General features: G+C 59.2%; 16 protein-coding genes. 11 read left to right on the forward strand and 5 right to left on the reverse strand.

Translation table 11 applies throughout. The features are described from left to right. Window positions 1–19: 19 nt before the first annotated feature. The 8 genes from DSCA_RS30400 (at window position 20) to DSCA_RS30435 (ending at window position 9,243) form a co-directional block, all read left to right on the forward strand. A complete protein-coding gene (locus tag DSCA_RS30400; protein WP_155319991.1) occupies window positions 20–1,102 on the forward strand; it encodes an AI-2E family transporter in 1,083 nt (360 codons plus the stop codon). A gap of 73 nt (window positions 1,103–1,175) precedes the next feature. Continuing rightward, complete coding sequence (gene gyrA / locus DSCA_RS30405; RefSeq protein ID WP_155319992.1) at window positions 1,176–3,671, forward strand: DNA gyrase subunit A; 2,496 nt, start codon at window positions 1,176–1,178, stop codon at window positions 3,669–3,671. A gap of 5 nt (window positions 3,672–3,676) precedes the next feature. Beyond that, window positions 3,677–4,711 (forward strand): NAD(P)H-dependent glycerol-3-phosphate dehydrogenase, encoded by a 1,035-nt coding sequence (locus DSCA_RS30410; protein WP_197904695.1) that lies wholly within the window; start codon window positions 3,677–3,679, stop codon window positions 4,709–4,711. 149 nt (window positions 4,712–4,860) lie between these two features. Continuing rightward, window positions 4,861–5,586: a RadC family protein gene (gene radC / locus DSCA_RS30415; protein ID WP_155319993.1), complete on the forward strand. Its 726-nt coding sequence runs from the start codon at window positions 4,861–4,863 to the stop codon at window positions 5,584–5,586. Window positions 5,587–5,641: 55 nt separating this feature from the next. Continuing rightward, window positions 5,642–5,917 (forward strand): hypothetical protein, encoded by a 276-nt coding sequence (locus tag DSCA_RS30420; protein ID WP_155319994.1) that lies wholly within the window; start codon window positions 5,642–5,644, stop codon window positions 5,915–5,917. A gap of 211 nt (window positions 5,918–6,128) precedes the next feature. Next, window positions 6,129–7,325 (forward strand): phosphoglycerate kinase, encoded by a 1,197-nt coding sequence (locus DSCA_RS30425; protein WP_155319995.1) that lies wholly within the window; start codon window positions 6,129–6,131, stop codon window positions 7,323–7,325. 45 nt (window positions 7,326–7,370) lie between these two features. Further along, entirely contained in the window at window positions 7,371–8,087 is a 717-nt protein-coding gene (locus DSCA_RS30430) for a TVP38/TMEM64 family protein (protein WP_155319996.1), read from the forward strand. A 94-nt stretch (window positions 8,088–8,181) separates the two neighbouring features. Then, a complete protein-coding gene (locus DSCA_RS30435) occupies window positions 8,182–9,243 on the forward strand; it encodes a hypothetical protein (protein WP_155319997.1) in 1,062 nt (353 codons plus the stop codon). 225 nt (window positions 9,244–9,468) lie between these two features. Here the strand turns inward: DSCA_RS30435 and DSCA_RS30440 are convergent, their stop codons facing one another. Continuing rightward, window positions 9,469–10,320, reverse strand: coding sequence for an alpha/beta hydrolase (locus tag DSCA_RS30440; protein ID WP_155319998.1), 852 nt, complete (start codon window positions 10,318–10,320; stop codon window positions 9,469–9,471). Window positions 10,321–10,548: 228 nt separating this feature from the next. On the opposite strand from DSCA_RS30440, the gene DSCA_RS30445 reads away from it, so the two are divergent. Beyond that, on the forward strand, window positions 10,549–10,812 hold the full coding sequence (locus DSCA_RS30445; RefSeq protein WP_155319999.1) for a hypothetical protein: 264 nt from the start codon (window positions 10,549–10,551) through the stop codon (window positions 10,810–10,812). Window positions 10,813–10,825: 13 nt separating this feature from the next. After that, entirely contained in the window at window positions 10,826–11,146 is a 321-nt protein-coding gene (locus DSCA_RS30450; RefSeq protein ID WP_155320000.1) for a YhbY family RNA-binding protein, read from the forward strand. A 108-nt stretch (window positions 11,147–11,254) separates the two neighbouring features. On the opposite strand, the gene DSCA_RS30455 is transcribed toward DSCA_RS30450, so the two are convergent. Further along, complete coding sequence (locus tag DSCA_RS30455; RefSeq protein WP_167528021.1) at window positions 11,255–13,210, reverse strand: penicillin-binding protein 1A; 1,956 nt, start codon at window positions 13,208–13,210, stop codon at window positions 11,255–11,257. Between the two features lie 309 nt (window positions 13,211–13,519). Here DSCA_RS30455 and DSCA_RS30460 point away from each other — a divergent pair, with 309 nt between their 5' ends. Further along, a complete protein-coding gene (locus DSCA_RS30460; RefSeq protein ID WP_155320002.1) occupies window positions 13,520–13,819 on the forward strand; it encodes a hypothetical protein in 300 nt (99 codons plus the stop codon). A gap of 198 nt (window positions 13,820–14,017) precedes the next feature. Here DSCA_RS30460 and DSCA_RS30465 read toward each other — a convergent pair whose 3' ends face one another. The 3 genes from DSCA_RS30465 to cbiR all read right to left on the reverse strand — a co-directional run bounded on the left by DSCA_RS30465 (window position 14,018) and on the right by cbiR (window position 16,968). Then, entirely contained in the window at window positions 14,018–14,800 is a 783-nt protein-coding gene (locus DSCA_RS30465; protein WP_155320003.1) for a dihydropteroate synthase, read from the reverse strand. Beyond that, the gene (locus DSCA_RS30470; protein ID WP_155320004.1) at window positions 14,797–16,041 is read right to left on the reverse strand and encodes a peptidase U32 family protein; all 1,245 of its coding nucleotides are present in this window, start codon (window positions 16,039–16,041) and stop codon (window positions 14,797–14,799) included. Before DSCA_RS30470 ends, DSCA_RS30465 begins: the two co-directional genes overlap by 4 nt. Window positions 16,042–16,146: 105 nt before the next feature. Then, a complete protein-coding gene (gene cbiR / locus DSCA_RS30475; protein ID WP_155320005.1) occupies window positions 16,147–16,968 on the reverse strand; it encodes a cobamide remodeling phosphodiesterase CbiR in 822 nt (273 codons plus the stop codon). Between the last annotated feature and the right edge of the window lie 184 nt (window positions 16,969–17,152).

Raw genomic sequence — 17,152 nt, forward strand, 5'->3', positions numbered from 1 at the left:
GCCGGTTTCTGGAGGAACCATGGAGGACCTGACCTCTCAAAATATGATTCTGTGGTTTTTTCTGGCCTGTTTCCTCATATCCATTTCCCTGATGGCGTGGCTGCTGTCTCCCTTTTTTTCAATCATTGTTCTGGGCGCCGTCGTTGCCGGTGTTTTTCATCCGGTCAGCAGCCTGCTTGCCGCCCATGAAAAAATCAGTCCCCGTTTCGCATCACTGTTAACCTGCCTGCTGATTTTCTTTATCCTGTTCATTCCCATTGTTTTCTTCGTGGGCGTCCTGGCCCAGGAGGCTTTCGAGCTGATTCAACTGGCCAAGAGCCCGGCGCTTTCCAGCTTCATCAATACCCATTTTACCAACAGCGCCATGCTGGACCGGATCAACCCGTTGCTGGCCAGTTTCGATATCGTTATCACCGGGGAGGAATTGAACAAGACCATTTCTGATATCGGCAGGGCGGTGGGCCTTTTTCTATACGACCAGGCCCGGGCCATCGCCTCCAATACCCTGTCCTTCCTGGCCAGTTTTTTTCTCATGCTGCTGGTTATTTTTTTCCTGCTTATCGACGGGCCGAAGCTGGTGCGATTTTTGATCGATCTGTCGCCCCTTCCTGAAGAACAGGACGTCCAGCTGATCGGAAAATTCAGGGACATGGCCGGCGCCATCCTTGTGGGAAACGGCCTGTGCGGACTGATTCAGGGTGCTGCCGGCGGTCTGCTTTTCTGGCTGTTTGGCCTTCAGTCGGCTTTTCTATGGGGCGTGATCATGTCCCTGCTGGCGTTTTTACCGATCATCGGGATCGGGGCGGTGTTTGTTCCCACGGTGATTTTTCTCTTCCTGAAGGGGCGCGTCGGTGCCAGCCTTTTCTTTTTGGTGTTTTACCTGATATTGTCCGGCGGCGTCGAATACCTGTTAAAGCCCAGGGTGGTGGGAAAGCGGGTCCAGATGCATACCCTGGTTGTGTTTTTGTCCATTATCGGCGGTCTGAAAATATTCGGGATCCTGGGGATCATCTATGGCCCGTTGATTGCCACCGCCTTTCTCACGTTGACCAACATCTATCATACCAGTTATCAGAAGATGATCGAACACTCTCAACCCTAACCGGACCGGCCGTGGCGGTGAACCGCTGGTTCGCCAGATGCCGGGATGGCCACAAGAAGGATGGCTCGCGAATATGAGTGACAACACGACCGAGGCCCTGAACAGCCCCGAAATCAGCATCGAGACAGAAATGAAGAAGTCCTACCTCGATTACGCCATGAGCGTGATCATCGGCAGGGCGCTTCCCGACGTCCGCGACGGGCTCAAGCCCGTTCACCGCCGGGTGCTTTACGCCATGCGGGAACTGAAAAACGACTACAACAAACCTTACAAAAAATCGGCCCGTATCGTGGGAGACGTTATCGGTAAATACCATCCCCACGGCGACAGCGCGGTCTACGATACCATCGTGCGCCTGGCCCAGGATTTTTCCATGCGCTACCCGCTGGTGGACGGGCAGGGCAACTTCGGTTCCATCGACGGCGATCCGGCGGCCGCCATGCGATATACGGAAATCCGCATGATGCGGCTGGCCCACGAGATGCTCGAGGACCTGGACAAAGAGACCGTCAACGCGATCCCCAACTACGATGAATCCCTCACCGAGCCGTCGGTGTTGCCGGCCAAATTCCCCGCCCTGCTGGTCAACGGATCTTCGGGGATTGCCGTGGGCATGGCGACCAATATCCCACCGCACAACCTGTCCGAGGTGATCGAGGGAATCAAGGCGCTGATCGACGATCCGGCAATTACCCCCGGGGAACTGATGGCCCACATCCCCGGGCCGGATTTTCCCACCGCCGGCATCATCCACGGCATTCAGGGCATCCGGGACGCCTACGAAACGGGGCGGGGCATTGTCCGCACGCGGGCGCGGGTAACGGTCGAGGAGGACAAGAAAACCGGCCAGGAAACCATTGTGGTCACAGAGATCCCATACATGGTGAACAAGGCGCGTCTGATCGAAAAGATTGCCGAGTTGATGAAGCACAAGACCATCGAGGGGCTGCGCTATGTCCGCGACGAGTCCGACCGGCGCGGCATGCGCATTGCCATGGGCGTGAAAAAAGATTTCATGGCCGGCATCATCACCAACCAGCTGTACAAGCATACCCAGATGGCGAGCAGTTTCGGGATCATTCTGCTGGCGGTGGTCAACAACCGGCCCCAGGTTCTCAACCTGAAACAGATCCTGGAGCATTTCGTGCTCCACCGCAAGGAGATCGTTATCCGCCGCACCCGCTTCGACCTGAACAAGGCCGAAGCCCGGGCCCACATTCTGGAAGGGCTGAAGGTGGCCCTGGACAACCTGGACGCCGTGGTCAAGCTGATCCGATCCTCCAAGACCCCCGTGGAAGCCAAAGAACGGCTCATGGAAGATTTCGGCCTCAGCGTCATACAGGCCCAGGCCATCCTGGACATGCGGCTGCAGCGGCTCACCGGCCTGGAGCGGGAAAAGATCAACGACGAATACAATGCCGTGCTCAAGGACATCGCCCGGTTCAAGGAGATTCTGGGAAGCGAGCGGATGGTGCTGGGCATCATCAAAAACGAGCTGGACATCCTCAAGGGGGAATTCGGTGATGAACGCCGTACGGAGATCCTGACAGACACCCGGGAACTGACCATCGAGGACATGATTGCCGAAGAGGACATGGTCGTGACCATCACCAACACCGGCTACATCAAACGCAATCCGATCACCTTGTATCAAAGTCAGCGGCGGGGTGGAAAAGGCAAGACCGCCATGGGCACCAAGGATGAAGATTACGTCTCCCACCTGTTTGTGGCATCGACCCATCACTATTTTCTCTTTTTCACCAATCTGGGCAAAGTCTACTGGTGCAAGGTCTACGGCATTCCCCAGGCCGGCCGGCAGAGCCGGGGCAAGGCCATCGTCAACCTGCTCGATTTTGCCGATGGCGAACACATGACCGCCGTGCTGGCCGTTCCCGAATTCGAACCGGGGCTGCACGTGTTGATGGCCACGCGCAACGGGACGGTGAAAAAAACCGATCTCATGGCCTTCAGCCGTCCCCGTACCGGTGGAATTATCGCCCTGGGCCTGGCCGATGGCGATGAATTGATTGCCGTGAAGCTGTCCGACGGCACCCAGAATGTCTTTCTGGGATCCGCCCTGGGTAAATCCATCCGGTTTCATGAATCGGATGTACGCCCCACCGGCAGGACGGCGCGGGGCGTGCGGGGGATGAGCCTGGCCCCGGGTGACCGCCTTGTGGGCATGGAGGTGCTTCAGCACGGACAGACCCTTTTTACGGTGACCGAAAACGGTTACGGAAAACGGACCTCCATCGATGAATACCCGGTCCACAGACGCGGCGGAAAAGGCGTGATTTCCATCAAGGCCAGCGAACGCAACGGACAGGTGGTCAACATCATCCTGGTGCAGGACGAAGACGATCTGATGCTGGTGACCAATAACGGCAAACTGATTCGCATGCCCGTTTCCGGGACCTCGGTCATCAGCCGGAACACCCAGGGGGTGCGGCTGATCGTCATGGATTCGGGAGAGCGGGTGGTCAGTGCCGCCGGATTGGCTGAAACAGAGGATGAGGACGGTGAGCCGGCGGATGGCCGGGACTTGCCCCCGGAACTACCGGAGGAATAGATGCGATGAAGACACCTGTCGATCCCAATACCATGCCCATCGGCGTCGTCGGCGCCGGCAGCTGGGGGACCGCCCTGGCCAACCTGTTGGCGGTCAAAGGCTTTGCCGTAGACCATTGGGTCTATGAGCCCGAGGTGAAAGCGCAGATGGCGGCGGACCGGGAGAACCGGCGGTTCCTGCCCGGCGTCACCCTGTCCCCCAACCTGCATCCCTCCGCGGATCTAGAATCGGTCGTGGCCGGCAAGGACCTGGTACTGGTGGTGACGCCTTCCCATGTCACCCGCCAGACCATGGAGACCTGCGGCCACGCCATCGGTCCGGACACGGTGGTGGTCAGTGCATCCAAAGGGATTGAAAACCGGACGCACCTTACCATGTCGGGTGTGCTGGCGCAGGTGATTCCCGGCCTGTCGGCGGATCGGCTGGCCGTGCTGACCGGCCCGAGTTTCGCCCGGGAGGTGGCCCGGCAGGTGGCCACGGTGGTGACCGTGGCCTCCCATGAGGCCAGCACGGCGGCATTGGTCCAGCAGACCTTCGCCACCGACTATTTTCGGGTATACACCATCGATGACGTGATCGGCGCCGAACTGGGTGCGGCCGTTAAAAATGTCATCGCCATCGCTGCCGGCGTCATCGACGGCCTGGGGCTGGGGCTCAATACCCGCGCCGCCCTGATTACCCGCGGATTGGTTGAAATCCGCCGGCTGGGTCTGGCCATGGCGGCCCAGCCGAGAACATTCACCGGCCTGGCCGGCGTCGGGGACTTGATTCTCACCTGCACCGGGGAGCTGAGCCGGAACCACACCATCGGCAAGCAGATCGGCGAAGGCAAAAAACTCAAGGACCTGCTGGCAGAAATGCACATGGTGGCCGAAGGGGTAAAAACCGCCCGGTCGGTATTCAACCTGTCAAGCAAGCTGGGCGTTGAAATGCCCATATCCCACGCCGTTTATCATGTCCTCTACGACGATCTTGACCCCAGGACGGCCCTCTTCCAGCTGATGACCAGAGACCTGAAACAGGAGTTGGACGAAACCTGACGGTTCCGTAAAAAGCACGATATCTGCGTTACGCTTCATCCCTCGTCACTGCGGCGTACCGAACGTACGCCTCACTCCTCGGGATTCGCAAGCCTTGATCTCGAGCTTTTTACGAATCCGTCGAATGACGTGTCAACGGGAGCAAACCGGTGACGGAGAATCATAAAAGACCGCCGCACAAGGGCGCGGGGCACCGCGGGCGACTGCGGGACCGGTTCCTCAAATCCGGCCTGGACGGGTTCCATGACTACGAGGTCATTGAACTGCTGCTCACTCTGGGCACGCCCCGAAAAGATTGCAAGGCGCCGGCCAAAGCCGCTTTGAGCCGTTTCAAAACCCTGCAGGGTGTTCTCGAGGCGACGCCGGCAGACCTGTGCCAGCTGCCGGGCATCGGTCCCATAAACCTGTTCGGGCTCAAGCTGATTACGGCGGTCTCCAGGCGGTACCTCCGGCAGCGGCTGGAGGGGAAAACCCCCCTCACCAACTCGCGGGAGCTTTTCGACTACCTCAATCACACGATTCGTGATAGAAAAAGAGAGTGCTTCGTGGCCATCTACCTGGATGCAAAGAACCGGGTGATCGCCGATGAAGTGCTTTTTACCGGTACGCTGACGGCCAGTGCCGTCTATCCCCGGGAGGTGGTCCAGGCCGCATTGGCCCATACGGCGGCGGCCGTTATTTTTGCCCACAACCACCCCTCCGGTGATCCGGCCCCGTCCCCGGATGACATGGCCATTACCCGCAAACTGGTTCACGCCTGCGCCCTGATGGGCATTACGGTTCATGAGCACCTGATCATCGGTACGGAAGGCTACTTCAGTTTTGCCGACCATGGGCACATGGCCAGGATAAGCGCTGAAGAAAAATCCCTTTAATCCGCCCGGCAATCCGTTTGCCCGGAGGGCGGGGCGGCAACGTGAGAATACCCTGATGACCGTTAACCAGAAAAAGTTTCCACCCTGTTTCGGAGACCTTGAAACCGTCTTCCCCAAGGGGGAAGAGGGGCTGCGGCAAACCCCGGAATCCTGCATGCCCTGCTGTTACAAGACCACGTGCCTGAGAAAAGCCATGGCGGAAAAGGGCGGCATCCGTGTTCGGGAAGAAATGGTGGACCGGGCTTACGCTTCGGGAATGGTCGGCTTTTTTGAACGCTGGTCGAGGAAAAAGGCCTTGAATACGCAAAAACAAAAAAATAAATCACAATAGCCAAAAAAAACGACCCATAAATCACCATCGTCAAATTCAAAATTCCAGTCAACGCCTGGTTTCAGCCCTTTTTTAAGAGTGGGGCATTGCAGTTTGGAATTTTTTTGAGATGGGTTGCTTGTATATTTTTTCAACGATTGGGTGCTTGCAGTCTGAAGGAATTACGACTCATGTTGATCCCTTTGAAGGGACTTCACTTTAGGAGATACCCATGGCAAAACTGACCGTTTCAGACCTAGACGTCAAGGACCGCCGCGTGCTCATGCGCGTGGATTTTAATGTTCCCCTGGAAAAAGGGCAGGTTGCCAACGACAAGCGCCTGCGGGCGGCCCTGCCCACCATCCGTTTCATCCTCGAACAGGGCGGCCGGCTGGTGCTCATGTCCCACCTCGGCCGGCCCGGGGGAAAACGGGTTCCTGAATTGTCTTTAAAACCCTGTTCCGCTGCGCTGGAAGCATTGTTGGGGCAGCCGGTGGCCTTTGCCGGGGACTGCGTGGGGGCGCCGGCGAAAGCGGCTGTTTCGGCGCTCGGGCCGGGGCAGGTGCTGCTGCTGGAAAACCTGCGTTTTCACAGGGCTGAAACGGATAACGACGAGGCCTTCGCCCGGGCGCTGGCCGAACTGGCCGACGTGTATGTCAACGATGCCTTCGGCACGGCCCATCGGGCACACGCTTCCACCGAGGGCGTGACCCGTTTTATGGACCGCTGTGCCATGGGGTTTCTCATCGAAAAGGAAATCGCCTACCTGGGAGATGCCCTCAAGACGCCCCGACGGCCTTTCGTGGCCGTTCTCGGCGGTGCCAAGATTTCGGGGAAGATCGATGTCATCGAGAGCCTGCTGCCAGCCGTGGACCGGCTGATCATCGGCGGTGGCATGGCGTGCACCTTTATCGCGGCAAAGGGGCTGGAGATCGGGAAATCCCTGGTGGAACCGGACAAGATCGACCTTGCCCGGTCGCTGCTGGACAAGGGGGGAGAAAAGCTGATTCTCCCGGTGGATTGCCTGTGCACCGACCGCTTTGATTTCGGCGCCCGAACCATTGGCGATCTGGTCCCCGCCGATATGGACGCCATTCCCGCGGACGGCTTCGTCCTGGATATCGGGCCCGCCTCCGTTGCACTGTTCGAAGGCATCCTGGAGGACGCCCGAACCATCGTGTGGAATGGCCCCATGGGCGTGTTTGAAATCGATGCCACAGCCGGCGGTACCTATGCGCTGGCCCGGGCCATGGCATTGGCAACGGATAAGGGCGCCACGACGGTGATCGGTGGGGGTGATTCGGCTGCGGCCGTGGAGAAGGCCGGCCTGGCCGGGCGGATGACCCATATCTCAACCGGCGGCGGCGCCTCCCTGGAGTTTCTGGAAGGCAGGGTCCTCCCCGGTGTTGCGGCGTTGACGGACTGCTGATACCGGTGATCTCTCTTTTCCCATTTTATCTCCGGGCGAGGTGATGTGAAAACAGGAAAAACAAATCAATGGCTCTGGATCGGCGGTTCGTTGCTCGGCTTGCTGCTGTTGATTCTCCTTTTCCGCCATGAACTGGCCGCCGGCCTGATGACTGCCTACCGATGGATCTCCAATCGTGATCAGGTAGAGCATTTTATCGCCGCTTTTGGAAATGGGGCGCCGGTCGCCTTCATGGCGCTTCAGGTGCTTCAGGTGGTCCTTGCCCCGGTTCCGGGTGAGGCCACCGGATTCATCGGCGGTTATCTTTTCGGCACCGTCAAGGGGTTTATTTACTCCAGCCTGGCGTTAGCCGCCGGATCCTGGATCAACTTCGCCATCGGCCGTTACCTGGGCAGCCATTTTGTCCGGCGATGGATCCCGGCAGAAAAACTGGACCGGTTCGATCATCTGCTGAAGCGGCAGGGCATCATCGTTTTACTCATCCTTTTTGTGTTCCCCGGATTCCCCAAAGACTATTTATGCCTGTTTCTGGGGATCACCGCAATTCCCCTCAAGGCATTTTTACTGATTGCTTCCATCGGCAGAATGCCCGGGACCCTGATGCTGAGCATCCAGGGAGAATTTGTTTTCCAGAAAAACTACGTGGTATTTGCCGTGGTTTTTGGGGTGACTGTGCTGGCGGCCTTCCTGAGTATCCGTTACCGGGAAACGATCTATCGATGGATGGAAAGACTCAATGGAAAAACGGACGGCAGCCGTTGACCCGCGCAGGCAATCGTGTTAACTAAGGAATGACAGTACCATCCGTACCATCTCCCGCAGTACTGAACCCACAACCCGCCCAAGGGGAATCGCGGTGGCATTCTGGAGTGTAAGAGAAGAACTCAGCCAGTTCAACCGGCTGCGGCGTTCTTATTACGAGTTGCTCAGGGACGAACTGGACCAGTTCATGCTCGACTATGCCCTGATTCAGTCTTACCAGCAGTTTCTCGACCGGAAACTGCCCTATCCCTTCATCGAGAAAAGGGAACTCAAACCCCGCGCGAGGATTCCCGGCATCGAGTACGAGCCCCAGAAAACATTTCTGGTGCTTTTTGTCGAGGACGTCATTCCGGCGGCCCACAAGAAGTATATTCGTTTTTTCGATGTGAACAAACCCACCAAGACCAACCTGTTGGAATCCAAGGCGCTTCCCCTGCCCGAGAAGTTTGACCGGACGCACAAATATCTGGATTCCGTTCAGTTTTATGATTTCATGAATTTACTGCTGCCGGTGGATTACGCGCTGCTGATTCAGCGTGACCCCACCACCCGTTCCGCCAACCGCTACAGTCTGACCCACTATCATGTGAGAATCGACTGGCCTATCGCCGATGCGGCCGAAGATCTGGCCCAAAGCCTGCGGTATATTTCCAAAGACCTTTACGAGAAGGGAGATAAATACGCCGAACTGGCCCAGCGCAAGCTCTTCGAATATTACGGCATGCCGGTAATGGTGGGGGGGCGGCGTACGGCCGCCATGGTGGCGGCCCAGTACCTGAAGCGGATTCCCTGCATCTCCACCGTTTATGCCGGCAGCAGCGAATCCCGTGCCCTGTACCGCATTTCCGAAAGGGGGGTGTCCAAAGCGGCACTGGTTCGTTTTTCCAACGACGAGGTCCGGCGGATTGCCGATTCTCAGCAGATGCCGCTGCGTACCTTCAAGAAGAACTACGTCGTCGCCAAAAAGGGCAAGAACAGCGTCTGCATCTTCCAGGCCACATACGCCTACACCGATCATGCCCGGCCGCCTGACGACGGTAAGCTCCGGGAGATCAATCCCGACGTGAACTGGCTTACCGTCGGAGATGAGCACGTACTGCCCAAACCCGGGGTCCGTAAGTATGCGCCGATCAACCTCAATCTGATCTACACATAGAGAGCCAATTTCAAAACGCCCCATTTCGGCCAATATCGGTGTTGGGCCCACATTTCAAGTTCGAATTCCCCCTCACCCTGTCGCTATCCCCAAAGGGGCGAGGGGACGCAGTCACTATTTCGGGAACGGGCCCGGAACTTCTGGTTAAGGGGTTGTCGTTTTCCGTTCCCTGTTCCCGAATCGCCGTTCACGATTGGACCCAATCCCTCCACTCCCGATTACTTTTCACAGGTAGCGGTCGGCCACCCACTGTTTCAAATCCTCAAGCACCTTTTTGCGGTCCGCAGGCGTTTCATTGTAAATTTCATGGAACAGGCGCTCATAGTGGCAAAGGGTTTTGTCGGCGACCGTCAGCCCCTCGAAGAACGCCAGGGCGGCCGGAGCGCTGACCAGGTGGTCGTCTCCGCCGACCTGCATGAGGGTGGGCTGCCGGATCGCTTCCGGTGAACCGCCGGTTAGCCGAATTTCGGACATGCACCGGGTGAACCAGCGAGCACTGATGCGGCTGTGAACCCATTCGTCGCTGACATAAGCCTTCACGACGGCCCTGTCATGGCTGATCCGCGACGGATCCAGTTTGTTGTTCAGGCTCAGGGTCGGCCAGAGCATGGACATGAAGCGGGCAATGGCAGCCAGCGCCGCCGGCGGGGGCTGCGGCACCCCAAGTAAAGGAGAAGAGAGGATCAACCCGTCGAGGTGCCGGGGATGCTGACGCGCAAAAGACAGGGCGATAAGGCCCCCCATGCTGTGCCCCAGTAAGAGGAGGGGCACCGTCTCCGGTCGCTGCCTCCCGGCGAGTTCGACCATCACCTTGAGATCACCGACGTAATCGTTGAACGCGTTGACATGTCCCCTTTTTCCCTGGCTGCGGCCGTGACCGCGATGGTCGTGGATCCACAGGGATGCGCCCATCGGGCAAAGGGCGTCGACCACATGGGTGTAGCGCCCCGAATGTTCCCCCAGTCCGTGGGATACCACGACCCGGAATCGTTCTTTCTGCGCAGGGAAATTCCGGTAAAAAAGCATTGTGCCGTCAATGCCTTCAATCCTGGCGGATTTTTCCTTGATATCTGCCATCCATGTCTCCGGGTTCAGGTTGTTTGTTTGCTTGAAGCAGGCAGGTGACCGACGGGATCATGGCTCGATGATCATCGGTCGCCGTCGTTTTTAGCACAGTCTCCGAACAAAAACAATTTGGACATAAAATGCTTGAAATCGCGGGATATAACCGATACCGTGAAGAAACGAATGCGCGGAAAAAAACGCGCCCGGGGTCAGTTATTTCCAATTGAACGAGGAACCGCCATGGAGAAATTTATAGGCCACCTGAAAAAAGAGTGGAAGCTTTACGTGATGGGCATCTGGATGATCGGGGTGACCGTTTTTTTATTTGGTGTGAACACGCAACTCCAGGCACTCAGGCAAACAGAGGCCAAACTCGTTTCCGATGTGGACGCCATGGAGAGTATTCTCATCGGAACGGACGGCAATGTAGCCGAAGTGAAAGAGCAGATTGGCGCGATTTCTTCCAAAGTGAGGACGATCCATAAACGCGTGATGCGCCGGTAGCAGGAGGATCAGAATGGACCGTTTAAAAGGATATCAGAAACGATTTCTCCGCGGCCGCGCCCACGGCCTCAGACCGGTTGTGTTCGTCGGGCAGAAAGGTTTTACGCAGCCATTGGCCGATGCCATGGACGACGCATTGGATCACCATGAACTGGTAAAGGTCAAGTTCGTCGAATTCAAGGAAAAAGATAAGAAATTGGCCCTGATCGCGCAGATAGAAAAAAAGGTATCGTGCGAGATGGCGGGATTGATCGGCCACACGGCCATTTTTTTCCGTCGCCAGAGCGATCCGGAAAAAAGAAAAATAGTCTTTCCCACGCGTGCGGACGGTTGATGCGGCCAGTTGGATTCGGGCGTAGGGATCGCCGGGTGGTCCCGTGAGCATGCTCTATTGCGCCGGGCCCCGGTCAATCATTTACATGGCGGATCCGGGCCGTTTCCGTTAATTTCCTTTTGGCTCCGTCCCGCTGACAAACAGCGCCTTCACCGCCCCCTCGTCACCGTCGGCGGCCACACGGCCTGACATCGGATCCATGAGGATTTTTTTCATATTGTCCGGGATGGCAAAGTAGTGCGCCGTTGAATCGGACCGCGTAGCCGCCATGAAATCCATCCAGATGGGCAGGGCGGCGCGGGCGCCGGTCTCCAGGTTCCCCAGGGAGGTATCGTCATCCATGCCCACCCAGACGCCGGCAGCCACCGCCGGTGAGAATCCTGCGAAGAGGGCATCCCGGTAATCGTTGGTGGTGCCGGTTTTTCCTGCAACGGGCATGTTTAGCCGGCGTGCCCGCTTCCCCGTTCCCTCCCGGACCACGCCCTGGAGCATATCCACCATGATGGCGGCCTGTGCGTCGGTCATCACCGCGCGAATCGCCGGTCTGGCCCGCCAGCGAAGTTCATCGTTTCTGTCCAGAATCTCGGTGACACCGAACGGCTGGATATGGTTGCCGCCGTTGGGAAAAACGGCGAAGGCGGCCGTGAGTTCCAGCAGGGTGGTGTTGGTTGCTCCCAGGGCGATGGACAGGTTGGGGAAGAGGGACGAGTCGATACCCAGGCGATGGGCGAACTGCACCACGGATGAGGGGCCCAACCGCTCCGCCAGCCTGACGGCCGGTATGTTTTTGGAATGGGTCAGGGCCCGACGGAGGGTCATTTCCCCCTGGTAGCGCCTGGAAAAATTCTCCGGCTGCCAGTCTTTCTTTTGGGCGCCCCCCTTGAAAACCACCGGTGCGTCCAGTACCAGGCTGGCCTGGGTGAACCCGCGGGTGATGGCCAATGCATAGATGATGGGCTTGAACGCGGACCCCGGCTGGCGCCGGGCATCGACGGCCCTGTTGAAAGCGCTTTTGGAAAAATCCCTGCCACCCACCATGGCCAGAATCCCACCCGTCCGGATGTCGATGGCCACCAGCGCGCCCTGGGGGCCGCTGCCTGGTCCTTTTCCTGAAGGCATCCGTTTCTGCAGATGTGAAAGACCCTCGGCCATCGCCTTTTCGGCAGCCTGCTGGAGGCGATGGGAGAGGGTGGTGTGCACCGTCAGCCCTCCCTTGTACAGCAGGCTGGGCCCGATGGCCGCCTCCAGTGCCGGCGTGATATACTGGACAAAGTAGGGGGCTGAGCCGGTTGCGGTCGCGCCTGAGGCCGCCAGCACCGGTTCGCCGATGGCCATACGGTGCTGGTCGTCGGTAATCAGGTCCTGGTCGCGCATGATGCCCAGTACCAGGTTGCGCCGTTTTTCCGCCAGATGCGGGTTGACCAGGGGGCTGTACCTGGACGGCGCCTTGGGCAGGCCCGCGATAAGGGCGCATTGGGCGAGGTCCATCCGGGACGCGGGTTTGCCGAAAAACAGCCGGGCCGCCGATTCCACGCCGTAAGCACCGCTGCCGAAATAGATCTGGTTCAGGTAGAGGGCCAGCAATTCATCTTTCGTGTACCGGCGTTCCAGCTGGATGGCCAGGATGGCCTCCTTGATCTTGCGGGTGAGTGTTTTCTCCCGGGACAGGAACAGGGTCTTGGCCAGCTGCTGGGTGATGGTGCTGGCCCCCTCGACAAACTGGCCGGCCATGATGTCCTTGACCACGGCCCGGAGGATGCCTTTCAGATCGATGCCGCTGTGGGAGAAAAACTGGCGATCCTCGGTAGCGATCAGGGCGGATTTCAGCTGCGCCGGAATCTGTTCGATGGGAACCGGCCTTCGTTTTTCCAGGAACAGTTCGGCCAGCAGCACCTGATCGGCCGAATAAACGCGGGTGACGGCGGACGGTTCGAAGTTCTCCAGTTCCCTGATCTGGGGCAGGTCCCGGGTGAGCGCGAGAAAGGCGCCGGCCGTGGCGCCCGACAGCAGGCCGACCAGGCCGGTGATCAGTATCGCGGTTCGAAGTCGAAAAGATATCTTCATGCCCATCGTTTCGTTTATCCATGGTCCCGGGGCGATGCCTTGCCCGCTGCCCTGGTTTTAGCGGCCATGGCCCGGTTGTGCAAGCGCTGATTGGCAAAAAGGCAGGTCTCAGGTGGTTGACTTCGATTCGGGGGGGGCGTAGATTGAGAAAAACCGAACGCCTGTCCTGGAAAGCGGGCCCCATCACCAGTGCAATGCCGCATGGTCTGGCAAACCCTGGCATCCCGCGCCCTTCGCACTTCAGATGCGGCTGTTCATTGCAGGTATGGGACCTCTTGAAGCGTCGTCAATCATGCAGGAGAAAATAACATGTCTCACGACCACGACCACGATCACCACCACGACCACGATCACCACCACGGGCACGACCATCACCACGGCCATTCCCACAGTCACGCGCCCCTGTCCTTTTCAGAAAAGCTGGCCAAACTGCTGGACCACTGGATCCAGCACAACGACCATCACGCCGAGGACTACCGCAAATGGGCCCGGGACGCCCGGGACAACGGCCAGGCGGAGGTGGCGGATCTCCTGGCATCCGCGGCTGAACTGACGGACACGATCACTGACCGGTTCCGTACGGCCGGTGGGAGCATTCGTCAGGACTGAGGGCTTGCACAGAAGCAAGGTCACATGCTGTAAGCCGGTGCCCCCCGACGGCCTGGTGAAAACCCGACGGTAAAAAGATCGATCCGCGTCTTCACTCCTTGCCGGACGGCGCCTCAATTTCCTGACTGTCGAACTTGTTTTTACGCGAACCCCGGGGGCCCGGTGCGCCGATGTCGGTACGACTCCGGTTGGCCGGCCTCACTGCCAGGTGAAGATCTCACCACCGGTGATATTTCGGCTGGACCGGGCAATATCCAGGATGGCCGGGTCGAGCACGTTCATCAGGATCGTGTCGATGCCGGCGGCGGCCAGCATGGGTAAAAAGGCCTTCTGGTATCGACAGCGGGCCTCGGGATCCGGCGCACCGGTGGTGAGGTTGGACAGGCCGGCGATGGTCCGCACGGGGTATCCCAGCAGGTCGGGAAGGGTCCGGATGACTTCCAGTACGGCCATGTTCTGGCGGTTGCCGTCCTGCCAGGCCAGGGGGACCACCACCGGGTCGAAGAGGATCCGCTCCGGTCGGATGTCGGCACGTTGAAGCGTGTCAAAAAGCGCGATGGCCGCTTCCATGCGGCCGGCGGCATCGACGGGCACCTGGCCGTCCGGGCGCAGCAGGTAGGCGATGATGTCTCCCTCATGCTGCCGGACCAGGGGCAGGATCCGCGCCATTTTTTCAGGTTCCTGGGAAATGCCGTTGATCGCCGCCCGCCCGCTGCACGCGGCCAGGCCGGCCGCCATGGCCCGTGGGTTGGCGGTGTCCAGAACGATGGGCAGGTCGACGCTTTCCTGTACCGTGCGGACCAGGAAGGTCATCTTCTCTTCCGGGGCACGGGACAGCGGCCCGCTGTTGATGTCGATGGCTCCGGCCCCGGCCTGCCTGCAGGCCCTGGCCAACCGCCGGATGGGGCCGGGATCCAGCCGCTCCACGGCCCGGCCGATGGCCGGCTGCGTGATGCGCAGGTTGTCGGCAAGAAGGATCATGGGACCTCCCCCGGGGATCGGTTTTCGCAGCGTCGGATCAGGTCCAGGGCCTGTGGTGGCCGGCCAAGGTGCAGGGTCACCGTGGCGCCGGGCTGGGCCAGGGGTTGGGTCATCCCGTATCTATCCACGATGCGTACAATGGTGTCCGTCCGGGTGGGGGTGCCCGGAGAAAGCACGTCCACCTCTTCACCGGCAGTGATCTTGTTTTTTACCAGCACCCGGACCCCGCCGCCGGGGGTTGGGGCGATCACCTTGGCCACAAACCGATACCCGGGCCGGATGACGTCATCCAGGTTGGCCGCCGCCTCTTGCGGGTCGCCGAAGTAAAATCCGGTGCAATAGCCCCGGTGGCTGATGGCGGCCAGTTCCTTCAACCAGCGCTTTCTGACTCGGTAGCCGCCGGGATCGTCATACCAGGCATCGATGGCTTCCCGGTAAACGTTAACCACGCCGGCCAGGTAGTGGATGCTTTTCATGCGACCTTCGATTTTAAACGCGCAGATGCCGGCGTCGATCATCCGCGGCAGGTGTTCGATCATGCACAGATCCCGGGAGTTGAAGATGTAGGCGCCCCGCGGATCTTCGGCGATGGGAAAGTACCGGCCGGGGCGGGTCTGTTCCATCAGGGTATAGTGGAACCGGCAGGGCTGGCTGCACATGCCGCGGTTGCTCCCCCGGTTGGTCAGATATCCGGACAGCAGGCAGCGGCCCGAGTAGGCCATGCACATGGCGCCATGCACAAACGCCTCCACCTCGATGCCGCTTCCGGCGGCCATCTGTCGGATTTCTTCCAGGCTCAGTTCCCTGGCCGTATTGACCCGGGTCGCGCCCAGGTCCCGCCAGAAGCGGGCCGTACCGGTGTTGGTGGTGTTGGCCTGGGTGCTGATGTGGATGGGGATACGCGGCAGGTGCTTGCGGGCCAGCGTGAAGATGGCCGGATCGGCGATGATCAGGGCGTCCGGTTCGACCGCCGCCAGCGATTCCAGGTAGTCGGCAATGGCCCGTGCTTCGCTGTCCCTCGAATAGATGTTGACGGCCACATACATGCGCACGTTTTTTTCACGGGTCGCGCGGCGGGCGGCCTGCATCTCTTCCAGGGAGAAGTTTCCGGAAAAGTTTCTCAGGCTGAAGTCCCTGCCGGCGAGGTAGACGGCATCGGCGCCGTAGTGCAGGGCGATCTCCAGTTTTTCCGGCGTGCCGGCCGGGGCCAGCAATTCCACTTTGTTGGTTGGTGCACTCATCGATTACGCTATAAATTTGGGGGCAGAGAATTCACGAACCAGGCGACCCCACCCGGGAGAACGGGTTCGCTTCCGGCTCGGCGATCCAGGTTCAAATATCCGCCTTCATGCCCGATGATCGGCTTCCGTCGTCAGGCCCGACCACCGATCGAGCAAATGGGACAGCGAAGCGTTCAGGGCCTCAAATGAAAACACCTCCAGGGAGACCACGCCGCAAAAACGGTCCAACAGCTCCAGCACCCGGACCATCCGGGCCGTTGACAGGCGGTCCAGGGGCAGGTGGTCACGGGCACCGTCCACACCGTGCAGGTGGAAGATGGTGATGCGGTCCCGCCATCGGTCGAAAAAGGCGGTGATTGCCTTGTTGTGCGCCATCAGGTGGCCCAGATCCATGCACACGCTGAGATCCAGTTTCTCGACCACGGGGGCGGCCAGTTCGAAATCGTAACCCAGGTTTTCCACGGAGATACACCGTCGGGGGATGCCGTTGGCCAGCACCGCTTCCAGGGATTCCGCCGTGTGGGCCTGCCAGCGCCGGTCGTCGGGTTCGGATCGATCCCGCTCCAGGTGAAGGGTAAAGGTGGTCGGATCGAGCGGTGCGCAGCGGTCGATGGTCCGGGTCAGTACATCCACCGCCGTTTGGCGCACACCGGCGTCCCGGTGCCCCACACGGATGTCCGTGGGCAGATGAACATTGTAAGTGATGCCGCCGTTTCGGGCCAGTTGCGCCAGTTCCCGGATCATCGACCGGGACGGCAGGCTGTCTGCAAACCGGCTTTCGAAAAAAAGCAGTTCGATTTCATCCACAAACGGCGCCAGGTGCCGGACATTGTCCGTGTAGCCTGCCGGATAAACGAATGAAGGGCAGGCCATGGAAAAAGGGAACCGTTTTTTGCACACGGTTTCCAGGGGTGGAAAGGACGGCATTGTTTTCCTTTTACTGCTAATGAAAAACCTGGTCCTTTGGGCCAGGTCAGAGATAATTGGCTCTGCCGTAATCGTCGTATAGGAATTCAGGAGTCAGAATCCAGAACTCAGAATAAGGTTTTCGCCTTTGGCTCATTCGATCTTTTTCAAAAGACGGAGCGAAGCGACATCCAAATCCTTCTGC

The organism is Desulfosarcina alkanivorans, from assembly GCF_009688945.1.
In the GTDB taxonomy this organism is placed as follows: domain Bacteria; phylum Desulfobacterota; class Desulfobacteria; order Desulfobacterales; family Desulfosarcinaceae; genus Desulfosarcina; species Desulfosarcina alkanivorans.